Source organism: Gordonibacter urolithinfaciens (genome assembly GCF_900199375.1).
GTDB lineage: Bacteria > Actinomycetota > Coriobacteriia > Coriobacteriales > Eggerthellaceae > Gordonibacter > Gordonibacter urolithinfaciens.
Genome location: NZ_LT900217.1, coordinates 2,263,977 through 2,283,984, shown reverse-complemented (window position 1 = coordinate 2,283,984; position 20,008 = coordinate 2,263,977). Strand labels below are relative to the sequence as shown.

Genomic DNA, 20,008 nt, shown 5'->3' with positions numbered 1-20,008 from the left:
TGGCAATCGTCGGGAGCACGGAAGCTTATTGTGCAACGAGCGCGCCGAGGAACGTGGCCGCGTCGCGGTAGAAGGGGGCACGCGTCTCCGCGGCGACGCGCTCGGCGAAGCGGGGCATCCAGGTCCGGGCGTGCCCCTCGAGGAAGGCCCCGTAGGCCGCCTCGGGCGAGCCGCCGGGGAGGTCGGCGCCGGCGGGCGCTCCCCCGGGCGGCTCCGCGCCGGCGGCGCGCAGGGCCAGGTGCTCCATGAGCTCGCATTCCGTGGCCACATGGTCCAGCGGCTCGTTCGTGCCCTCGGGACGCCCGAGGCCGCACCCTCGCATGAAGCGCTCCACCTCCATGGAGTGCGGGTTCACGAACAGGAGCGCCTGCACCCCGTCGTCGGCCGCGCGCCATACGCCCTCGTAGGGCGAGACCGCGGGCTCGGGCGCGCCCACGAACAGGCGCGTGGCCTCGGGGCGCAGCCCCTCCGCGGACGCGCCCGCGCCGAAGCCCTCCGGCAGCGCCAAGCCCAACGCCCCCGCTATCTCGCGCGCCGCCTCCGCCCACTCGCCGGATGCCACGGCGCCCTCGAGCTCCGGGCCCGGATAGCGGAAGGACAGCGCCGCCAGCTCCCAGGCCGTTGCCCTCGTCGCCCAGTCGATCTCATCCATGCTTCTCCCCCTTCTTGAAGACTCTCGCGAGCCATTTCCCATGCACCACGACATGAACCAGCAGAAGCGCCAAGAGCGCCTTCGCGCTCATCGCGTGCAGCGGGTCCCAAAAATAGTAGCCCTGCGCATACCATCTGAACGTCGGCAGGACCGCTCCGGAAACCATGATGCCCGACACCGTCACCGCCATGAGCGCAACGAGGATCAGCGCGTCCAGCACCAGATTGCCCGTGCGGCCCCATGACGGGCGCGCGATCGACCCCCGCAAGGCCCCAACCGCCCAGTCCGCGTGCAGCAGCGCGTGGACGAAGAATACCAGGAGCATCCCCAGGCCCAGCCACTCGTGGACGCCGATGCCCGTGAGGGCGGGGTTGACAACCGCCAGGAAGACCGCGAGGGCGGCAACGTCGATAGCGAGGTTCTTCTTGTCCATCGCTCACCCCACCTTCCGCACGATCAGCACGAGCCCTACCACGAGCGCCACCGGCGCGAGCAGCCAAAGGTTCAAGCTCGCATCCGATGCCTGATGGTAGCGCGTCGTCAGGGAATCCCACGCATGGCACTCCACGCTCGCGCACCCCGCCTCGGGACACGTCATCTCGGTAATGCCGTCGGGCTCCGGCACGTCGTCGAACCCATGGCATGCGCCGTTCGCGCACCCCGTCACCGGACAGGGCGACTCGGCCGTCACCGCACGCACCCCCGTCGCCGGCTCGGCCGCGACGCCGGCAGCCAGCACCAGCCCACCCGCCAGCGCGAACGTGAGCAGGGTCAGCGCCAGCTTCCTCACCACGGCAGCCCCGAGCCATCGGCTACCTGGAGCTTCAGTTCGCGAACATACGCATCGGCGCCCTGCCCCTCGATAACGTTCCACGAGAGGACGGGAAGGGCGCCTAGCTCGGCCGCCTCGGCGACGCGAGCAGGATGGAACGACACGCAGTCGTCCTCCACGCCGTAGCGCGCGCCGATTCCGTCCAAGTAGGCGCCGACCTTCTCCCTATCGCCGTCGAACACCTTCGCCGTCAGGTAGAAACAGTCGTCGGCCAGCTCGTAGACCTCGGGGTCGAGCGCGGCGGCACGGTTCCCCTGCAGCACTTGCTCGCGGTTCTTGTTGTCCAACGAGCAGTAATGCACTCCCAGGGACAGGCCCTCCTCCATCGCGAACAGCACGAGCTCCAGGCACGCATCCTCGCTGCCGGCCACGGCCAAGCCGCCCGCGTAGCCGTAGTCGTAGAGCACCTCGAAGGGCGGGTTCTTCAACGCGAGGCCGCGCCGGGCAAACTCATCCCAGTTGCGGTACGGATAGCACAGCTCCAGCAGGTTGATGCCGCGCACGCCAAGGTCGTCCAGTTGCCGCAGCAGCAGCTTCATGCGCCCGAGCTCGGAGGGAACCACCGGCATCTCCACCATGACGTCGAAGGAAAACCGGCGCGTGAGCGCGATGGCCCTGAGGACCTCCTCGACCGAGCCCTCCCCCTCGTCCAGCTTCACGCTGAAGCGGACCTCGTCCAGTCCGCGCTCGGCCGCCGCAGCGCAGAAGGCCTCATCGAGGCCTGCGCCCGACGTGTAGAGGCGCAGATGCGCGGCTGGATAGAGCTCGCGGGCGCGGGCGAAGAACGCCAGCGCCTCGTCGCTGCAAAGCAAGGGCTCGCCGCCCGTGAGGCCGATGTGCGTGACCTCCGGCACCGCGGCACCGAACGCCTCGAGCTCCTCGCGCCACGGGGTATCGCAGGCGCAGTGCTCCTCGAAGTCGGCCTGGTTGGGGTTGAAGCAGAAGTAGCAGTCCCGATTGCACCGCAGGTTGATGTAGAACGTGCGGCTTCCACAGCCGCCCACGCACGCGGCGCATGCGCTCGACAGGAACCCGGACGACACGCTGGCCCCACCGTTCATGAAGCGCGCGCCACGCTCGCGCAAGGCCTCCCGCAGCTCGTCCGTACGCGAGCGACCTGCAGCGCGCGGCGCGAAAACCGGCCCCTCGGCAGCCACCGCATCGACGAACTCGCGCTCGATGGCGGCATATTCCTCGAGCCATGCGGCCAGCGTGGGCCGGGCGGAAACCATATCGTCCATGAGTTCCCCTTCCAAGGAACGAACCGTATATCCGACAGGCGGATGCGGCCGCCACCAGCCGCACCCGCCTGTCGGAGCCCGCCGAAGGACGGGCTCCCAATTCACGTTGCCTTCGAAGCGGACCTAGTGCGACTTCTCGGTCGGCTTGAGCGGCAGGTGCTTCAGGCCCACGAGCAGCAGCAGCGCGCCCAGGCCCAGCACGCCGAGCGCCACGCCGAACTCGAGCAGGGTCGGCCAGTAGACCATGCCCTGGTAGGCGCCGACCATGCCCGACTCCCAGCCCGTCACCGTGTACTGCGAAACGGGGCCCACGTAGTCCAGGTTCGGGATCTGGAACCCGCCCACGAGCAGCTGCACGCGCTTGCAGAAGATGCCCGCGATGGCCAGCAGCGACGCCACCACGATAAGCGGGTTCGTGCGCAGCTTCGGCGTGAAGCACACGACGGCGCACAGGATGCAGCCGATGACTTCGACCCAGAAGAACGGGGCGAGCTGGCCCGTGGTCAGCATGGCGACTATCTCCGCGCCGTGCCCGCCGGGGAAGCCCTCGGTCAAGAGGTCGCAGCCGAAGAAGTACAGGTCGACGCACACGAACACGCCCAGGAGCTTGGCCATCTTCACGACGAAGGACTGGTCGAGCTCCAGGTAGCCCGCGCGGCGCAGCGCGATGACGACCACCAGCACGAGCGCGACGCCGCACACGAGCGCGGAGGACACGAACCACGGGGCCAGAAGCGCCGTGTTCCACATCTCGCGGCCCTGCTGCAGGCCGAAGATCCAGGCGGTCACGGAGTGCACCAGGATGGCGCACACGAGCGCGACGGCGCTGATCACGCGCAAGGACGCAGCCGAGCCCTTGCCGCCCTCGAAGCGCAGCGTGGCCCACAGGTACGCGATCGACAGGATCAGGTAGGTGCCCAGCACGACGATGTCCCACATGAGGGGCGACCCCAGGTTGGAGTAGGCGAACAGCTCCCACAGGCGAAGCGGCTGACCCAGGTCCACCACCACGAAGCCGATGGCGAGCACCGTGCAGCAGATGGACGTCCACACGGCCACCTTCGAGATGCCGCCGAAGCCCTCCACGCCGAGCACGCGCGGAGCGCTCGAGATGATCAGGCCGCCGGCCGACAGGCCCACCAGGAACATGAACATGGTGATGTAGAGGCCCCACGAGTCGAGGTTGCGCATGCCGGTCTGGACCATGCCGCCGTTGAGCTGCACGAACCACAGCGCCAGGCCCATGACGGTGAGCAGGCCGGCCACGACGATGGCGATGTTGAGCCCCTTGCCCCCGAACTTGGCAGCAGGAGCCTTGGGCGACTGGGTCGCCGAGGTGTTTTCAGTCATGATTCTCCTTTCGCCTTACACGAGGTAGTAGACGGACGGCTTGGTACCCTCGCTCGGCAGAAGCTGCTCGTACGAGCGCTCCCTGATGAGCTGGGAAACCTCGGAATTCGGATCGTCCAGGTCGCCGAAGTGGCGGGCGCGCGCAGGGCACAGATCCATGCAGGCGGGGGTTTCGCCACGAGCAAGGCGCTGGTAGCAGAAGATGCACTTCTCCACCACGTGCTTCTGGTGCTTGGGAGCGTCCGCGTCGCCCAGGGCGAAGTCCATGGGGTAGCGGGGCTCTTCCCAGTTGAACGAGCGCACGCCCGTGTAGGGGCAGGCCGACATGCACATGCGGCAGCCGATGCACTTGTCGTAGTCCTGGCGCACGACGCCGGTCTCCGGATCCTTGTAGGTGGCGCCCACCGGGCACACCTTCGCGCACGCCGGATTCTCGCAGTGCTGGCACGAAACCGTGATGTAGCGCATGGAGATGTCGGGGAACTCCCCAGCCGGGGTGTCCATCATGTCGCCGCCGTCAGTAAGCGCACGCGTCCAGAAAATATCCTGGGGCACGTTGTTCGCCATTTTGCACGCCACCGTGCACGCGTTGCAGCCAACGCAGCGCTTGGTGTCGATTACCATTCCGTAATGCATGCTTGCACCCCCTTAGCACTTCTCGACTTCGCACAGGAAGTCGTAGAATGCGCTGTTCGAGCAGAAATCGTTCATGAACACGTTCGTCAGGTCCTGCGTGTGGCCCTCGACGTACTGGGTAGCTTGGAAGCCGTGCGGGATCGAAACCACGCCGGGCATGATGCCCTCGGTTACCAGCGCCTTCACGACCGCGTACCCATGGTCGTTGTACGCGCGCACCAGATCGCCCTGCTTGATGCCGCGAGCGGCGGCATCGGCGGCATTGATCTTGATCATGGGCTCGGGCTCGAGCTCGCGGATAACCGGCGTCACGGCAAGCTGGGAGTGCACGTGGTACTTGTTGTGCTCGCTGCAGCCTAGAAGCGGGTACTTCTCGCGCAGCGGGTTGTCCAAATACGCCTCGTTCGCATGCTCGTAGTAGGGAAGCTTCTCGTAATCGGCAATCTCCTGGCCGAAGCTGTTGCGCGGAGTCGGCTTCTCGATGTAGTACTTCAGGCGCGTTCCCTCGGCGGGACCGTACGTCGGAACGAGGTTCTCCGGCTTGGTCATGGGGTTGCGCACGAACTCGCCCGAGGCGAAGTCGTCGTAGCTCACGCCGGCCTTCTTGTTGGTATCCGTGTTGTACACGTCGCGCAGGAAGTCCTGGTCGCTCTTGGCGTAGATCTTCTCCATGCCCATCTTCTGGGACAGAAGGCGCATGATCTCGACATCGGTCTTGCATTCGTACAGCGGCTCGAGGCCCTTCTCGTAATAGGCGGGGAACGGCGTGGAGCCGACCGGGTCGATATCCTCCATCTCGAAGGCATGCGGCACGGGAAGCACGATGTCGGCCCACTGCGCGGAGTCGTTCATGTTCACGTCGGCGCATACCACGAAGTCGATCTTCTTAACCGCCTCGATAAGCTCCTGGCGGCCGGACTCGCAGGAAAGCACGTTGCCGTTGTGAATCCACAGCACCTGCAGGTCGATGTCGTCTTGGCCGAACTTCTTGTTCGCCACGATCTCGGGCAGGTACATGCCGCAGATGCGCGGTCCGGGCTTGCCGGCCATGAACGCCTTCGTGTTGTAGGGAACCATGCTGAACGGGGCAGGGTTGCCGCAGATGGCCGCACCCGGCTTGCCGGCGTTGCCGGTCAAAGCAGCCAAGAACGCGAGGTTCTTGTAGTTATGATGCGAGTTCGCGTGATGGCCCAGGCCCTGGAACGTCATGACGTAAACGGGACCCTCCGTGGCGTAGATGCGCGCGAGCTCCTCGATCGTGCTCTCGGGAACGCCGCAGATGCCCGATGCCTTGGCGAGGGAGTAGTCCTTGATGCTGTCCTTGACGGTCTGGAACACCGTCTTGTACGTAACGCCCTCGATCTCGAACGAGCCCTCGACGGCAGGGTCGGCAGCCTTCGGAAGCGGGGCCTTGTCGCCTGTCGCCTCGTCCCACACCATGACCGGATCGATCTTGGTGGGCTGGCCGGTCTGCGGGTTGACGGGACCCTCCGTGGGGGCGACGCCGAAATCGCTCAGGCGCAGGTACGTGCCGTCCTCCTTCACCAGGAACGGAGACACCGTGCTGCTCTTCATGTACGCGACGTCCATCAGGTTGTTCTCGATGATGTAGTTGGCCATGGCCAGCATCATGGCGCCGTCGGTGCCGGGGGTGATGGGCACGTAGGTGTCGGAATGCGCGGCGGAAGCCGTGAACTGCGGATCGATGGTGATGAGCTTGGCGCCCTTCTCGCGCGCCTGGCACACGTACTGCCATGCGTGCACGTACGCCTCTGCGGGGTTGCCGCCCCAGGTGATGATGGTCTTGGCATTGACCGCGTCGGCGAAATCGTTGCCCTTGTTGCCGAGCAGCGTGGACTGCACATGCTGCTGCGCCGTGTCGGCGCCCGCCCCGAAGATGACCGCGCCCGTGGCCGTGCAGAAGCGGCCGTACGCAACGGACATGAAGCCGCCCATGGCGCCGTTCAGCGAGCCGTAGGAGCCGTAGGAAGACCAGAAGCCCAGCGACGTGCCGCCGTGCTCGGCCAGGGCCGTCTTCATCTTGCCGGCGATGATCTCGAGCGCCTCGTCCCACTCGATGCGCTCCCATTCGCCCGCGCCGCGCTCTCCGACGCGCTTCAGGGGGTACTTCAAACGGTCGGCGTCGTAGACGCGCTGCGGCTGGCTGAAGCCCTTGACGCACAGGCGGCGGCGATGCGCGTCCTCGCCCGGGTATTCCATTGCGGTAACCTTGACGGCGCGGCCTTCGCGCACGGTCACCTTCAACGGACAGCGGCTGCCGCAGTTGCCGCGACACTGGCTCCTGAACGTGGTTTCGCCCTGGGCCGCCTCGTCTGCCAGAGCCTCGCCAGTCTCGGCAAGACCGGTCAGGGCTGCGCCGGAGCCTACCACCGCCGTCGCCGCGGCAGCGGCGCCCGTCGTCTTCAGGAAGCTCCTGCGCGTGAGTCCGCTATGCGGGCTCTTCGTTTCCGACATGTCTCCTCCTCCATTCTTGATGCAGAATGCCTTGGGGCGCATCGGACGAAGGCGAGCGTTCTGCGAACGGCAGTCCCCTTCGATCGCACGGCAGGCGCAGGCGCACCCGGTGCGTTTCCGAGATTTCCCCTCATATCAGAAATCGGCCGATTCCCTCCGTGCCATAGTCTGCCATACGTCACTATGATTATCAATACAGAAGTATGACAGGCTATGACAAAGTATTATTCTTTTTTTCGAATAATATCAATTGAACAGGGTTTTTACACCATGATATGATCAGTCATGGTATCGGAAGCATGTGACAGCGAGCGATTATCTACGCTTGATGGCCTTCCTTGGCTGCCTTCTCGACCCGCCCTCTACGTCCTCTCGCTGAAGGCGCTCGGCACCACGAGCGTGCCGCCGGACTTCTCCACGCCCAGGATCGCTTATGGCCGAAGCGCGGTTATGGGGAACACATATACGTCGTTCTCGCGATCGTAACGCGCAAACGGCGAGCTGGCGGTTACGACCGCCATGAACGACGGCTCCCTATTGCGCGCGGCCGGGCTCGAAAGCACCTTCCTGCGCAGGCGATTGAGATTCGCAACGCCGTCGGGAACCTTGTTTTCGCCCAACTTCACTTCGATGCCCGCCCATCGGCCATCGCGAAGCTCGAGGGGTCGGCGAAGTAGCGCTTCGGCTCAGTACGCACGCGAGACTTCGAGCGAACGGGGGGCATCCCATCCGAACACTACCGTCATCGGCATGCGAACCGACGACGAAGTGTACCGCGAAGCTGCGCGACGCAAGCACGCGCACGGGCTGTAGCTATCAACGTCGAAGGCAGAACGCTGCGTAGAGAGGAACGCTCTTCACGCCTCCCTCGAAGCCGAAATTCCTGGTGGATAGCCGGATGGCATACGGGGGCTCGTACTTCTCGCGGTACACCGACAGGCTCTTCGACCGCACGTTGCGCGACGACTTCACCTCGATGGGCACGGCCTTCTGCATACCGACGTCGATGACGAAATCGACTTCGGCCTTGCCCTGGCTCACCCAGTATAAGAGGTCGAACCCTCGCGAGGTCAGAACCTGGGCGACATAGTTCTCGGTGAGCGCTCCCGCGTCGAGCTCCTTCCTCCCCTCCTCGTCGAAAAGCATGGCAGCGCGCACCTGCATGCGAGCGGAAAGCAAGCCCGTGTCGGCAAGGTACATCTTGAACGCGCCCCGGTTCTCGTGAAGCGAGAGGGGCAACTGCCCGGAGACGATCTGCACGCAGCGATTCACCAGCCCGGCCGTCTCCAACCAAGCGAGGGCCGTCTCGTACTGGCTGGCACGACCGCCCGACCGTACCGTTTTGTACTGGAATTTCTTGTTTTCCTTCGCCAGCTGGGCAGGCATGCTTCTCCACGCCTCCACAATGCGCGCCGTCTCGAAAGGTTGGGCGTATTTGGCCATATCCGCCACGTAGAGGTCGAGGATGTTGTTCTGCACGGCCGCAACCTCGTTGAAGTCCTTCGTCTCGTCGTACACGAGCACGGCTTCGGGCATCCCCCCAACCAGCACATACGTGCGATACAGATCGAGTGCTCGTTCATGGAGGAAATACGGCTCGTCGCGCTCAAAACCGTTCCGAATCCCTTCAACAAGGGCCCCCTGTCCGACCGCACGCAAGAACTCGTCGAAGGTCATGGGATGCAGGGTGTAAGTGTCCACCTTGCCGACAGGCGCGGAATAGCCTTCGCGATTCACCGCAACACCCAAAAGGCTTCCGGCCGCCACGACACACGCTTCCGGCATATCCTCGTAGAAGTACTTCAGCGAAGCGAGTGCGCGATTCGAAGCCTGCACTTCATCGAACACTATGAGCGTCCTCGACACATCGATAGACCATCCTGACACTTGGGAAAGATTCGACACGATGGTTTCGGGCGCGAGGTTCCCTTGGAAGGCTGCGCGAGCGTCCGCCTGCTTCTCCAGATCGAAGTAGGCCACCTCCTCGAAGTTGCGCGCGCCGAATTCCTTCAGCAGGTAGGTTTTCCCCACTTGACGTGCGCCGTACATAAGCAACGGCTTCCGACGCGGATCCCGCCTCCATACCTCAAGATCGTCGAGGGCGTTGCGCTCCATGCCATCATCTCCTTCGCTCGATAGGAAGATGATAACATACATGCCGAAAAGTGTAACGATTTACATTTTTTGGTTCCAAAAAGTGTATCTTACAGCATTTTTCGGAAGATAATTCGCCAGCTACTTCGCTCCCCCACCTTCCCCGCCAGGCGCGTCGGGCACGAACCCCTCGCTGAAGGCGCTCGGCACCACGAGCGTGCCGCCGGACTTCTCCACGCTCTCGTAGGCCAGGTGCATGGTGCGCAGCTTCATGGCGTCGGCGTCGCCGGCGTACACCTCTGATGCGTCCATGAGCATCTCGGAGATATCCTTCTCGGCCTCGGCCAGCACCATGCGGGCGCTCTTCTTGCGCTCGGCCACGGCCTCCTGCGCCATGGCCTCCTGCAGCTCCTTCGGCAGCACGATGTCGCGGATCTCCACGTCGATGATCGTGATGCCCCAGGGGTTGAGCTTCTCCTCGATGGCCCCTTTCAGCTCCTCGTCCAGCTGGTCGCGACGCGTGGCCACCTCGGCCACGGTGGCGCGCCCGATGGCCTTGCGCATGGCCGTCTGCGCGATCCATGACACGGCCGACGCGTAGTCCTCCACCTCCACGGCAGCGCTCTTTGCGCTCCACACCATCCAGAACACCACGGCGTCCACGTTGATGGGCACGAGGTCGCCCGTAAGCGTCTCCTCGGCGCCGAAGTACGTGGCCGAAACGCGCTGGTCGACACGCAGCGTGTAGAACTCCACGATGGGGATGGTGAACACGACGCCCGGTCCCGCCACGCGGTTGAACTTGCCCAGGCGCAGCACCACGGCCTTCTCCCACTCCAGCACGATGTGGATGGACGACGAAGCGAGCCATCCCACGATGGCCGCCGCAACGAGCGCGCCCAAGCCTATGCCGCCGAGCAGGGCCTGCGCCGCGGCAAGCACCAGTCCGAACGCAACCGCGAAAAACACGATGGCGAACACGACGGCGCCGTTGCGCGAGGCGCGACGCCTTCCCGTGTCGATGTGCCCGGCCGTCGAGAACTGCGCGCCCGGCGCCACGGCCGGCGCGGCGCCCGGCGCCCCCTGCGCTCCGCCGTGCGACGTACCGGCACGTTTGCTGCGTCCCATGCTTGCTCCTTTTCCGCGATCAGGCCCACGCGCCGACGGCCGCGTCCCGTTTGCTCTTCTCGTCGCTCATGCTCTGTGCGAACTGCTCCTCGATGTCCTCCAGCGACATGCCCAGCTCGAAGCAGCGTTTGAGGTACTCCTGCGTCACGATCTCGGCCGTGGTGGATATGCTCACGCCCGGCTTGCCGCTCACGTCCAGCACGAACGCGCCCTGGCGGCGCTTCGACTGTATGTAGCCGTCCTGCTCCAGGCTCATGTACACCTTGCTCACGGTGTTGTAGTTCACCTCGACGTCGGCGGCCAGGCCCCGCACCGTGGGCAGCTGGTCGCCCGGCTTGTAGTACCCCGAGGTGATGAGGTAGATAAACCGGTTCTTCAGCTGCAGCCAGATGGGGATGCTGCTCTTCTCGTTGATCTCGAACAGGGCCACGTCGTCCGCCATTTCTATTCCAATCTAAGCGCCTGCGCGCTCGGCTCTTCAAGCTCCAAGTTGCGGTGCATGCCCGCGTCCACGATGGCCCCGCGCATGCCGAGCCCGCCCACCAGCACGAGCACCGCCGCCACGGCGAGGGCCGCCCGAAGGGCCGGCTGCTGGGCCCGCTCCTGCGCCCGAGCACGGACGCGAGCAGCGAGCGCCAGCTCGACGGCCAGGGGCGCCGCCAGGCCGCACACCACGAAACCGCCCCACCACGCCAGCGCCCCGCCTCCTCTCACCAGCTGGACCGCCGACGCCGCGGCGCCCGGATGGTCGCTTGCCAGCGCCAGGCACGCGAACAGCGCGGCCGCCACGGCCTCCAGCACGATGATCGCGGCATCCGCCCGCACGAGCGGATGCACGACGCGGTCCGCAGCCCCGTCCGGGTCGGCAAAAAACGCCGCCGCCAGCACCACGGCGATACCGCACGACAGCGACGACAGCGCGAACAGCAACGGTACGAACGGCGACCGCCATAACGCCACCGCCCCCAGCCCCTGCAGCAAGAGCCCCGTGTACACCACGACCACCAGCCCCACCGCCACGGCAACCGCCTCGACGGCAACCACCGCCGCACGCGGCGCGAACGGCAGGTAGGCGAACCGCACGAGCGCGAGGAACGCCCCGCACGCGACCAGCGCGGCCAGCGCAAAGGAACCGACGGTCAGATACGTAGGCGACGGCCGCAGGAAGAGGTCGAGCGCCCGATCGATGCGCCCCAGGTCGAACAGCAGGCACAGCACGCCCAGCGCGAGCGCCGCAAAGCCGGCGAGCAGGGCGAAGGCGACGACCCGCTCGCACGGCGGCGCCTCGTCCGCGGACACGCGGGCATCCGTCCCGAAGGGCGCGCGCACGAGAGCCAGGTCGAGCACGGACGCGACCGCGATCGCCCCGGCCCCGGTCCCGCCGAGGAACAGGTAGCCCACCGCCAGTTCGCCGAGCACATCCCCTCCCCTCGTCATTGCCCAAGTGCGGCGCCGCGCCCGGACGCAGTAATCGCTCTGGATGGAAACACCGCGCGCATCGCGCATACTCCTCTGCCAGTATCCCACAAAACAGGCGCGCTGCATATGACAGGGTGTCATATGCGCAACAGCGACACGATCCGGGACGCCACGCGCGACGCCGGAGCAACACGAAGAACATCGCACATGCGAAAAAGGAAAAGGCTGGGGCCCTCAACGACCTCCAGCCTTTTCTTCATAAGCGGTGCTCGTCGGCCTCCGCTCTACCTCGCTTTCGTGCCCAGCAGCTCTATGTCGGCCACATCGCCGGCCTCGTAACGCACGCCGGCAGGGACGGCCAAGAAGGCGTTCACCGAGCGAATGTTCTCGGCCAACGTTGCCGAGTTCGGAACCGGCGCCGCATGCAGCACACCGCCCACGTCATGAGCCACGAGACGCGCCAGGTGCTCGAAACCGGGGCGGGCGCCCAGCGGCGCATCGAGCACGGCGGGCACCTTCACGCGCTGCGGCATCGGCTGGCCATAGTAGTGGCACACTAGGCCCCTCACCAGCCAGTCGGCCGCCAGATATGCCGCAATCATAGGTCCGGGAACGTTGATGGCCAGCTTGCCTTCGATAACTGCCAGGCCGATGGGACGTCCGGGAACCGCCTTCACACCGTGCGAGAACCACGACGCGCACTCCTGCAGAAGCTCCGAGTTGAAATCTTCCGAGCCGCGCGACGAACCCCCGTTGACCAGCACCACGTCGGCCTCGGCCAGCGCACGGTCGATGGCGATGCTCAGGGCCGCGCGATCGTCCGCCACGATGTCATAGGCAATCATCTCCGCGCCCCATTGCGCGAAATAGGCGCCCAGCATAAGCGAGTTCGTCTGCACGTTCTGCCCACGCTCGGGCACAGTGCCCACGGGCACCAGCTCCGTGCCGGTAGGAAGGTAGGCCACCTTCAAGCGCGCAACCACGGGCACCTCGGCCCAGCCGCCGGCCGCCAGAATAGCCAGGGCCTCGGGCCCGAGCAGCGTGCCCGCCTCGTAGAGCAGCTCGCCCTTGCCCATCGTGGCGCCCGCGCGCTTGATAGCGTTGCCCACCTTGACCTCGAGGGCAGAATTGAGTATGAGCCGCCCCGCCTCGTCGTATCCCACGTCCTCCGCCGCTATGATCGTGTCGAACTCGTCGGGGAAGTCATCGCCGGTATCGGCCTGGGTGAAGTGCACGCCACGCACCCATTCGCAGGTGTCGGGGACGCCCTGCGCAAAGTCGGCCGCCCGCACGGCGATGCCATCGAACGACGACACGCGATGCCGCGGCAGATCGTACGCCGCATGGCAATCCTGTGCAAGCACGCGCCCGCATGCCTCGCCCACCGGCACGCGCTCGGTACGCTTCTCGAACTCCCAGCGCGCTTTCAGCGCCTTCAGCACCTCGGCGCGCGTCAGCGCCTTCTCATGATCGAATTTCATCGTCGTCCTCCTTGTTGTCTGCCGGTATGAACCTAGAGCCTCCGCACGATATCGTCAACGAAGTAGCGTGGCACCTCCTTGGCGAAAAGATCGCTGGATACGGCCGGGTGCGCCGTCCGCACGTGGCGCGCACCCGGCACGCCGGGGATACGGGCGAGCAGCGGGTCTCCCACCACAACGGAGAACCCGCCGCGTGCCACGAGGACGGCTAGGTCGGCATCGCCCGCCAAGGCAACGTCGCCTGGCTCGGCGAATCCGGGACGCTGCCCGAACAGGCTCGCCACCGTCACAGGGCCGCTCCAGCCGGAAAGACGCAGCGCCGAGCGCACCGAGGCAGCGCACACCCAGTCGCCCACTACGAGTACCGCCTCGCCCCCTGCGTCGGACGCATCTATCCGCGCGTCAAATGCAATTCGCGAAGTCCCTGGCAGCACCCCCGCATCGAAGCCTTCAGCATGCAAACCGCCTGCGAACGCGTATGACGACGCGCCGCCACATGCGGCCCGGCGCAGCGCCTCGCACACGAGGCCGGCCTGCGCGCCCGCCAGGGGAAGACCCACCACATACGGCGTGCCGTATGCTCGCTCAAGAACCCGGGCGACCCCGAGCGCCCCCGCCGAAACCACGAGGTTGACCGAAGCCTTTTCGACCTGCGCCACGCCTTCAAGCGACAAGCCCATGCACCATGTGGCGTTCACCGCAAGCCCGGCGCCATCAAGGCATTCCCGCAGGTCTTCTGCATTCGGACCCCCTCCGAAATCGAGCGGCGTCAGTCCGAGCACGTTCACGGCCGGCCGTTCCAGAGAGGCTGCCAGCCCGCACGGGCCCGTCCCCTCCGGCCGCCCGTCCGCAGTCGGCCTGGCCGGAAGAGCAAGCGCAGGACGTCCGTCGCCGCCGCCGCGCAGCATCCCGTCGCCTGCGGGCCCGAACCGCTCCGCCAGCTCCCGGTGCGCCAGATCCAAGCCGCTCTCATAGGTGGCGAAGCCCGTAGTGGCGAAGCCGAGCGCCGGCACGCCCGTCGCGTCTTCGATGTCATGCGCCATTCCGCGGAAGTCCATGCCGGTGATGGCCGGCACCGGCGACCCCAGCAGCGCCACCATGCGCGGCTCCAGCTCGCGCGCCGCGGCGGCCACCTTCGCCACGGTCTTGGCCTCGTCGCCCATGACCACGTCCAAAGTGCGCAGTTGCGCGCACAGCGTGGTGGTCTTGCCGCGCGACCAGCGCGGCTCGTCGTAGTCGATATAGTTGCGCGTGCAACACGCAGCGTCGGCCACCACCACCAGGGCATCAAGATCGAACAGGCACGAGCACACGCCGGAGTAGTCGGCGGCGAACGAGGGCAGGAACAGGGACAATCGGGCCATAGCGCATCACTCCCAAACCGTATCGCCATCGAGTGCGGCTTCCATCAGCCGCATGAGCCGCCGCACGGCCTGGTATCCGAACAAGCCCTCGTCCTTTTGCACGTCCACGAAGCGCCGCGCCTTCAGCAGATAGGCACAGTCGAAGCCGATGCATATGGCATCGGCAGGCAGCCCCAGATCGAGGATGCCCTCGTAGCTCTCGCCGCGCACGACGACGATGCCGGGCGCCTGAGCAGCAACCCAGGCTCGCTCCTCGGCATCATCGTCCTTCTCATGTAACGCGAACACAGCGCACACGGAGAACCCGTAACCCGCCAACGCCTTCGCCAACGCGAACGGGCGCATGGCGGCAGAGGAGTCCACAATGACCGGCGTGTCGCCCAAAACCTCGCGCGCATGCGCGATCGCATCCCGTGCCGCACCCTCGGCCTGCGCAAGCAGACGGGCCGCCTTGTCATCGGCCGCCACTCCCGGCGCCTGGCACCCTTCGAACGCCCGACCCTCTTGCGAGCACGTCCCATCGACCACCCCGCCGGCCCGCCCAAGCGCCGAGCCGATCGCGCGGTACTGCTGCCCTACCTCGTCCAAGTCGTAGGACACCGGCGCGTCGACGCGCGGAATGCCCAGGCGCCTCTCCATGTTTGCCGCCGCATACGAGCCGATATGCGCCAACACCACGTTCAGCCGGCTTGACGCCAACCGCTGGTACGCCTCGAAGTCCGCACACGAGAACAGCTGGCGCACCTCGCGCACCCCCCAGGCCCGCATCACCCCGAACAGTTCGCAGTCATCTCCGATATCGGCGAACGTGCCCACAAGATTCACCGCGCTGTCGCGGTGCGGCGTTGGCTCCAACATGCTGTAGAGCCTATCATGGATACGCAACCCCGTAGACAGCCCCCGGTCGGCGGCAATGGGGTTCATGCGCACCACGGCGAATCCGAAGCCCGGAAACCGTCCGCGCAGCTCGTCAAGCAGGGCGTCCTCATCAGTGCCGAGAAAGTCATCGATGCAGTTCAGATGGATGAAGAACGCGCGTGGAGGCCGTTCGAGCGTTGTTAGCGCCTCGGCGACAGCCACGGCAACGGCGTGCTCGTACGCGCCTGTGGCCACGTCGGCCTCGGTGAGGAACAAAAAGCCCATCGCCCCACGCGTGTCGTTGCGCAGTGCGCGGATCGACACGCGCCGCACGCAGGAGGGAGGGCACACATACAGGTTGAAGCTCTCCGGAATGCGCAGCGACACCTTGGGACGGCCGTGGTGCGGGATGAAGTACGACAGGTCAGAGGCCACGGCCGTCCCCCTCCGCCTTGGGCCCGTCCGCAAGCGCCACCGCAGCGGCCGCTTTCGCATTCGACGTTGGCACGGCAGCCTTCTCGCTCGGCTCCCCTGCAATTCCCGCCTTCGCGCGGGGCAACCCCGCCTCGTCCAGCACGGCATCGGCCAGGGCCCCATAGGCACGCGCCGCCGCGCTTGCAGGGGCGCCTTCGATCACCGTGAGCGTTTCCTGCTCGCACGCGTGGACGTCTGCCGAGCGAGGAACATCGGCCACAATGCCCGTCCCCAGCTCGTCTGCCAGACTCTCCACCAGTGCGCGCTCATCTGCCACGTCGCGCCGGTTCAGCACCAGGCCGCCGAAGCGCGCGTAGTCGCGCGCCTTGAACCGCTCAAGGGCCTGCGCGATGTTCGAAGCCGCATACATCGACATCATCTCACCCGACGTGACCACGTACACCACGTCGGAGTGCTCGCCGCGCAGCGGCAGCGAGAAGCCGCCGCACACCACATCTCCCAGCACGTCGTACAGCACGATATCCGGCGCGAGCTCCTCGTAGGCATGCAGCGCGGCAAGCTGCTCGAACGCCGTAATGACACCGCGCCCCGCGCATCCCGTGCCCGGCGTCGGCCCGCCCGCCTCCACGCACAGCACGCCTGCAAAACCGCGGTGCACGGCGTCCTCAAGCGTGGGGTTCGCCGCCTTCCGCATGAGGTCGAGCACCGAGGGAATGCGCTCGCCGTGCATGAGCACGTACGTGGAGTCGGCCTTCGGATCGCACCCGATCTGCATGACCGTGTAGCCCCGCAGCGCCAGTACGGCCGCCAGGTTGGACACCGTCGTCGACTTCCCGATGCCGCCTTTTCCGTACACCGCGATTCTCAACATCGCATCCTGTCCCTTCTCCGTGCGCTTCCCTGCGAAATCCCGAGCCAATCTTGCCTCTCATTAATCCTTGAAGTAAGATAATGCATAAACCAGGATAATTTCAGTTGGTTTTACCACCAAAAGCCGAAGGAGCTGCCCCGTGTCCGACCTTGCCGCCCTCCCCGTCAACCTCCCGCTGTTCGAAGGCGTTCCGGCCGAAAAGGTTCCCCATGTGCTCTCCTGCCTCAATGCGACGCTCGCCACGTTCAGCAAGCACGAGCGCATCCTGGGCCGCGGCGAGGCACAGCGCAGCACCGGCTACCTCTGCGAGGGGCGCGCCCAGCTTGTGAGCAACGACTACTGGGGCAACCGCTCCATCTTGGGCGAATACGCCGCCGGCTCGGTACTCGCAGCCGAGCAGTTCTTCAAGCTAAATCTCCCTTTGCCTGCCGACGTCGTTGCCAGCAGCCCGTGCACGCTGCTGCAGTTCAACCTCGAGCGGCATGTGGAAGCCAAGCCGTGCTGCATGGTGCACGTCAACCGCATCCGCGAGAACCTGGCCCGCATCACCCTGCAGATGAACGCCGATTTGCTAGGCAAGCTGGGCATCGTATCGAACCGCTCCACGCGCGAGAAGGTACTTGCCTATCTGTCCGACCAGGCCGCGCTCCACGGCAGCTCCGCATTCGACATCCCCTACACCCGGCAAGAACTCGCCGACGCGCTCTACGTGGAGCGCAGCGCCCTTTCCCACGAGCTGAGCCGCCTCCAGAAAGACGGCTACCTCACCTTCTCCCGCAAGCATTTCGAGCTCCACCGCCTGTCGTAGCCGCCTCCCTCGTCCCCGCAGCTGCTTACGCCCCGGGCGCTGCGGCGGCTTCGGCACAGCACCCGGGGCCGTTCCAGGGAAGGGGAACGCTTAGAAGAACGACGCGTACTCGTCGTCGGAGAGATCGTAGCCGTAGAACTCCTTGAAGAAGTCCTTGGTCTCTGCCGCCAGGTCGATGTCCCCCATATACTCGGGATACACCGTCTGGGCCAGCCATAAGAAGCCGAGCGTCGCCTCGGGGCTCGGGCGATCCCACCAAAAGCCGCCGATGGGGATGGAGAATACCTGCTTGTTCTTGATGGCCTTGAGATCCTGCACCTGCTCGGCGCCGTAGAGCTCGTCGAGATTGCTGCCGCCCTGCACGACGATGATATCCGGATCCCATTCGAGCGCCTTCTCCACGGTCACGTCGCCGTTGAGGTCGGTCTCGGGCACGGCGAAGTCGGCGCCTATCGCATCGATCCACGTGCGGCCCCAGTCGCCGGTGTTCGCCTTCGTGATGTCGGCACCGCTTAGGTAATACACCTTTTTGCGGTCGCCCGCAGGTATCTTCGCAACCTTCTTCTCCAAATCGCCCAGCGTGGCGTTCCAGTGGTCGACCAGCCGTTGTGCCTTCTCCTCGTTGCCGAGGATCTTGCCCACGTTCAGGAACTCCTGCTTGAGCGTATCGATGGCCGCCCATCCGATGAGCATGACGTAGGTGGGGATTCCCACCTCGGCGATCTGCGCGTTGCCCTTGTCGGAGCTCACGCCCACTAGCGCCACGTCGGGCTCGGTTGCCACCAGGGCCTCAATGTTGAGGTCGTCGAACGAGCCGGCGTTCACCACGTTGTTGAACTGCGGATACATCTTCAGCAGCTGCGGGAACTTCTTCATGGAGGGCTGTGCCACGATCTTGTCCGCCGCGCCGAAGATGGCCACCTCGTGGGTGGTGCCGCCATTGCACGTGATGGCGATGCGCTCCACACTGTCGGGTATGGCGAACTCGTTGCCCTTCGCGTCCACGACAATTGACGCCTCGGCCTGCGCCCCTGCATCCGCCTCATCCTTCGCGGCATCGCCCTTCTGGCCGGCATCGCCACCCTGCGCACAACCCCCGAGCGTAGCTGACCCCACAGCAACGACGCCGGTTGCCATTAGCAGCTCGACGAAACGCCGGCGCGTGAGCAGATTCATGTTCTGGTCCATCGGTAGCACATCCTTTCTTTCCCGCGACCGCAGGCTATCCCCGCGACCGCATGTTGGCGTTTATTTGAAGAATGCCTGGTAGCCCTCGTCAGTAAGGTCGTAGTGGTAGAACCTCTCGTAGAAGCCTTTCGCCTCCTTCTCGAGGTCGATATCTTCGAAACGATCGGGATAGAGCATCTGCGCCAGCCACGCGAACCCGAGAGGAACCTCGGGAGACGGCGTGTCCCAGCCCATGCAACCCTTCGGACTCTTGTACACGGCACCGTTTTTGATGGCTTTCAGCTTCTGCAGGCTCGGATCGTTCAGCAGTCCCTCCACCTTCGCCGAGGTGCTGATGACATCAGGATCCCATGCGGCAATCTTCTCCAGGCTCACGTCGCCCGTCGTGCCGTCATCGGCCACGGGAACACCGCCCGCTGTGCGTATCCAATTCGAGGCCCACGGCGTATGACTCGCCTTCGTGATGGCGGCGGCGCAGCGGTACACCGTGAGCCGCTCGCCCTCGGGCAGAGCGGACACGCCCTTCTCCACGCGCCCCATCAAATCGTCCCAGAACCCCACGAGCTCGGCCGCGATGTCCTCGGTGCCCAGCAGCACGCCAACGTTTTGATATTCCTGTCGCAGCGATTCGGCGGATGCGTTCGCCGTCGAAAGCGTGTACGTGGCAATGCCGATATCCTCTATCTGCGCGTTGCCCTTGTCCGACGTGCTGGACACGAACACGAAGTCGGGCTCGGCAGCGGCAATGGTCTCGATGTTGACGTCATCGAACGTACCGGCGTCGGGAAGGCTTTCGTACTGCGGGAATATCTCCAACAGAAGCGGCGAGGACTTGGCCGGCGACGGCGCCACTACCACGCGGTCGGCCCCACCCAGCACGCTCATCGTTTGGAGCGCTCCGCCCATGCACGTGATGCCGATGCGCTCGATGCGTTCCGGCACCGCCACCTCGCGGCCCTTCGCGTCCGTCACCGTAGCCGGACGCGCGATCTTCACCGTGTCCGCACCGCCTTGCTTGGCACCGTCACCTGCTCCAGCGCCGTCTTCCCCACTGCCCTGCGAGCAACCGCTCAGCGCCGCCGCGCCCACCGTGACCGCGCCCGCCGCCATAATGAGCTGGACGAAACATCTCCTCGACAGCATGCGAAATCCCCCATTCATGGCGCTCCCTTCCTC

The 20,008-nt window shown here is 65.5% G+C and carries 18 protein-coding genes; 1 reads left to right on the top strand and 17 read right to left on the bottom strand.

From position 1 onward, the window contains the following. Positions 1 to 25: 25 nt before the first annotated feature. The 15 genes from BN3560_RS09835 to BN3560_RS09765 all read right to left on the bottom strand — a co-directional run bounded on the left by BN3560_RS09835 (position 26) and on the right by BN3560_RS09765 (position 16,836). A complete protein-coding gene (locus BN3560_RS09835) occupies positions 26 to 652 on the bottom strand; it encodes a TorD/DmsD family molecular chaperone (protein WP_096227904.1) in 627 nt (208 codons plus the stop codon). Then, positions 645 to 1,085 carry a DUF4405 domain-containing protein gene (locus BN3560_RS09830; RefSeq protein ID WP_096227903.1) on the bottom strand — a complete coding sequence of 147 codons (441 nt, stop codon included), beginning with the start codon at positions 1,083 to 1,085 and terminating at the stop codon, positions 645 to 647. Before BN3560_RS09830 ends, BN3560_RS09835 begins: the two co-directional genes overlap by 8 nt. Positions 1,086 to 1,088: 3 nt before the next feature. Then, positions 1,089 to 1,442 carry a hypothetical protein gene (locus BN3560_RS09825; RefSeq protein ID WP_231897379.1) on the bottom strand — a complete coding sequence of 118 codons (354 nt, stop codon included), beginning with the start codon at positions 1,440 to 1,442 and terminating at the stop codon, positions 1,089 to 1,091. Continuing rightward, positions 1,439 to 2,725 carry a radical SAM protein gene (locus tag BN3560_RS09820; protein ID WP_096227901.1) on the bottom strand — a complete coding sequence of 429 codons (1,287 nt, stop codon included), beginning with the start codon at positions 2,723 to 2,725 and terminating at the stop codon, positions 1,439 to 1,441. The genes BN3560_RS09825 and BN3560_RS09820 overlap by 4 nt, the downstream gene beginning before the upstream one ends. A gap of 123 nt (positions 2,726 to 2,848) precedes the next feature. After that, a complete protein-coding gene (nrfD, locus tag BN3560_RS09815; RefSeq protein WP_096227900.1) occupies positions 2,849 to 4,075 on the bottom strand; it encodes an NrfD/PsrC family molybdoenzyme membrane anchor subunit in 1,227 nt (408 codons plus the stop codon). 15 nt (positions 4,076 to 4,090) lie between these two features. Continuing rightward, the gene (locus BN3560_RS09810; protein WP_087191258.1) at positions 4,091 to 4,711 is read right to left on the bottom strand and encodes a 4Fe-4S dicluster domain-containing protein; all 621 of its coding nucleotides are present in this window, start codon (positions 4,709 to 4,711) and stop codon (positions 4,091 to 4,093) included. 12 nt (positions 4,712 to 4,723) lie between these two features. Next, positions 4,724 to 7,186: a molybdopterin-containing oxidoreductase family protein gene (locus BN3560_RS09805; protein WP_096227899.1), complete on the bottom strand. Its 2,463-nt coding sequence runs from the start codon at positions 7,184 to 7,186 to the stop codon at positions 4,724 to 4,726. A gap of 816 nt (positions 7,187 to 8,002) precedes the next feature. Beyond that, positions 8,003 to 9,301: an ATP-binding protein gene (locus tag BN3560_RS09800; RefSeq protein ID WP_096227898.1), complete on the bottom strand. Its 1,299-nt coding sequence runs from the start codon at positions 9,299 to 9,301 to the stop codon at positions 8,003 to 8,005. Positions 9,302 to 9,421: 120 nt separating this feature from the next. Next, positions 9,422 to 10,408: a slipin family protein gene (locus BN3560_RS09795; protein WP_087191255.1), complete on the bottom strand. Its 987-nt coding sequence runs from the start codon at positions 10,406 to 10,408 to the stop codon at positions 9,422 to 9,424. A gap of 19 nt (positions 10,409 to 10,427) precedes the next feature. Beyond that, on the bottom strand, positions 10,428 to 10,850 hold the full coding sequence (locus tag BN3560_RS09790) for a GntR family transcriptional regulator (protein WP_157006257.1): 423 nt from the start codon (positions 10,848 to 10,850) through the stop codon (positions 10,428 to 10,430). 2 nt (positions 10,851 to 10,852) lie between these two features. After that, positions 10,853 to 11,827 (bottom strand): NrfD/PsrC family molybdoenzyme membrane anchor subunit, encoded by a 975-nt coding sequence (nrfD, locus tag BN3560_RS09785; RefSeq protein ID WP_087191254.1) that lies wholly within the window; start codon positions 11,825 to 11,827, stop codon positions 10,853 to 10,855. Positions 11,828 to 12,111: 284 nt separating this feature from the next. Beyond that, the gene (locus tag BN3560_RS09780) at positions 12,112 to 13,308 is read right to left on the bottom strand and encodes a molybdopterin molybdotransferase MoeA (RefSeq protein WP_096227897.1); all 1,197 of its coding nucleotides are present in this window, start codon (positions 13,306 to 13,308) and stop codon (positions 12,112 to 12,114) included. Positions 13,309 to 13,340: 32 nt separating this feature from the next. Further along, on the bottom strand, positions 13,341 to 14,672 hold the full coding sequence (locus BN3560_RS09775; RefSeq protein WP_096227896.1) for a nitrogenase component 1: 1,332 nt from the start codon (positions 14,670 to 14,672) through the stop codon (positions 13,341 to 13,343). A gap of 6 nt (positions 14,673 to 14,678) precedes the next feature. Beyond that, positions 14,679 to 15,965, bottom strand: a complete 1,287-nt coding sequence (locus BN3560_RS09770) for a nitrogenase component 1 (protein ID WP_157780570.1) — start codon at positions 15,963 to 15,965, stop codon at positions 14,679 to 14,681. After that, the gene (locus BN3560_RS09765) at positions 15,955 to 16,836 is read right to left on the bottom strand and encodes a nucleotide-binding protein (protein ID WP_096227894.1); all 882 of its coding nucleotides are present in this window, start codon (positions 16,834 to 16,836) and stop codon (positions 15,955 to 15,957) included. The genes BN3560_RS09770 and BN3560_RS09765 overlap by 11 nt, the downstream gene beginning before the upstream one ends. Positions 16,837 to 16,975: 139 nt before the next feature. Between BN3560_RS09765 and BN3560_RS09760 the strand changes: the two genes are divergently transcribed. After that, positions 16,976 to 17,644, top strand: a complete 669-nt coding sequence (locus BN3560_RS09760) for a Crp/Fnr family transcriptional regulator (protein ID WP_096227893.1) — start codon at positions 16,976 to 16,978, stop codon at positions 17,642 to 17,644. Positions 17,645 to 17,734: 90 nt separating this feature from the next. Here the strand turns inward: BN3560_RS09760 and BN3560_RS09755 are convergent, their stop codons facing one another. Continuing rightward, a complete protein-coding gene (locus BN3560_RS09755; protein WP_231897378.1) occupies positions 17,735 to 18,832 on the bottom strand; it encodes an ABC transporter substrate-binding protein in 1,098 nt (365 codons plus the stop codon). 60 nt (positions 18,833 to 18,892) lie between these two features. Next, complete coding sequence (locus BN3560_RS09750; protein ID WP_087191248.1) at positions 18,893 to 19,993, bottom strand: ABC transporter substrate-binding protein; 1,101 nt, start codon at positions 19,991 to 19,993, stop codon at positions 18,893 to 18,895. Positions 19,994 to 20,008: the final 15 nt, after the last annotated feature.

Coding starts and splice junctions, on each gene's coding strand:
- nrfD (WP_096227900.1), bottom strand. CDS start 4,075: ATGACTGAAAACACCTCGGCGACCCAGTCGCCCAAGGCTCCTGCTGCC.
- BN3560_RS09810 (WP_087191258.1), bottom strand. CDS start 4,711: ATGCATTACGGAATGGTAATCGACACCAAGCGCTGCGTTGGCTGCAAC.
- BN3560_RS09780 (WP_096227897.1), bottom strand. CDS start 13,308: ATGAAATTCGATCATGAGAAGGCGCTGACGCGCGCCGAGGTGCTGAAG.
- BN3560_RS09750 (WP_087191248.1), bottom strand. CDS start 19,993: ATGAATGGGGGATTTCGCATGCTGTCGAGGAGATGTTTCGTCCAGCTC.
- BN3560_RS09800 (WP_096227898.1), bottom strand. CDS start 9,301: ATGGAGCGCAACGCCCTCGACGATCTTGAGGTATGGAGGCGGGATCCG.
- BN3560_RS09765 (WP_096227894.1), bottom strand. CDS start 16,836: ATGTTGAGAATCGCGGTGTACGGAAAAGGCGGCATCGGGAAGTCGACG.
- BN3560_RS09820 (WP_096227901.1), bottom strand. CDS start 2,725: ATGGACGATATGGTTTCCGCCCGGCCCACGCTGGCCGCATGGCTCGAG.
- BN3560_RS09835 (WP_096227904.1), bottom strand. CDS start 652: ATGGATGAGATCGACTGGGCGACGAGGGCAACGGCCTGGGAGCTGGCG.
- BN3560_RS09805 (WP_096227899.1), bottom strand. CDS start 7,186: ATGTCGGAAACGAAGAGCCCGCATAGCGGACTCACGCGCAGGAGCTTC.
- BN3560_RS09795 (WP_087191255.1), bottom strand. CDS start 10,408: ATGGGACGCAGCAAACGTGCCGGTACGTCGCACGGCGGAGCGCAGGGG.
- BN3560_RS09775 (WP_096227896.1), bottom strand. CDS start 14,672: ATGGCCCGATTGTCCCTGTTCCTGCCCTCGTTCGCCGCCGACTACTCC.
- BN3560_RS09830 (WP_096227903.1), bottom strand. CDS start 1,085: ATGGACAAGAAGAACCTCGCTATCGACGTTGCCGCCCTCGCGGTCTTC.
- BN3560_RS09755 (WP_231897378.1), bottom strand. CDS start 18,832: ATGGACCAGAACATGAATCTGCTCACGCGCCGGCGTTTCGTCGAGCTG.
- BN3560_RS09790 (WP_157006257.1), bottom strand. CDS start 10,850: ATGGCGGACGACGTGGCCCTGTTCGAGATCAACGAGAAGAGCAGCATC.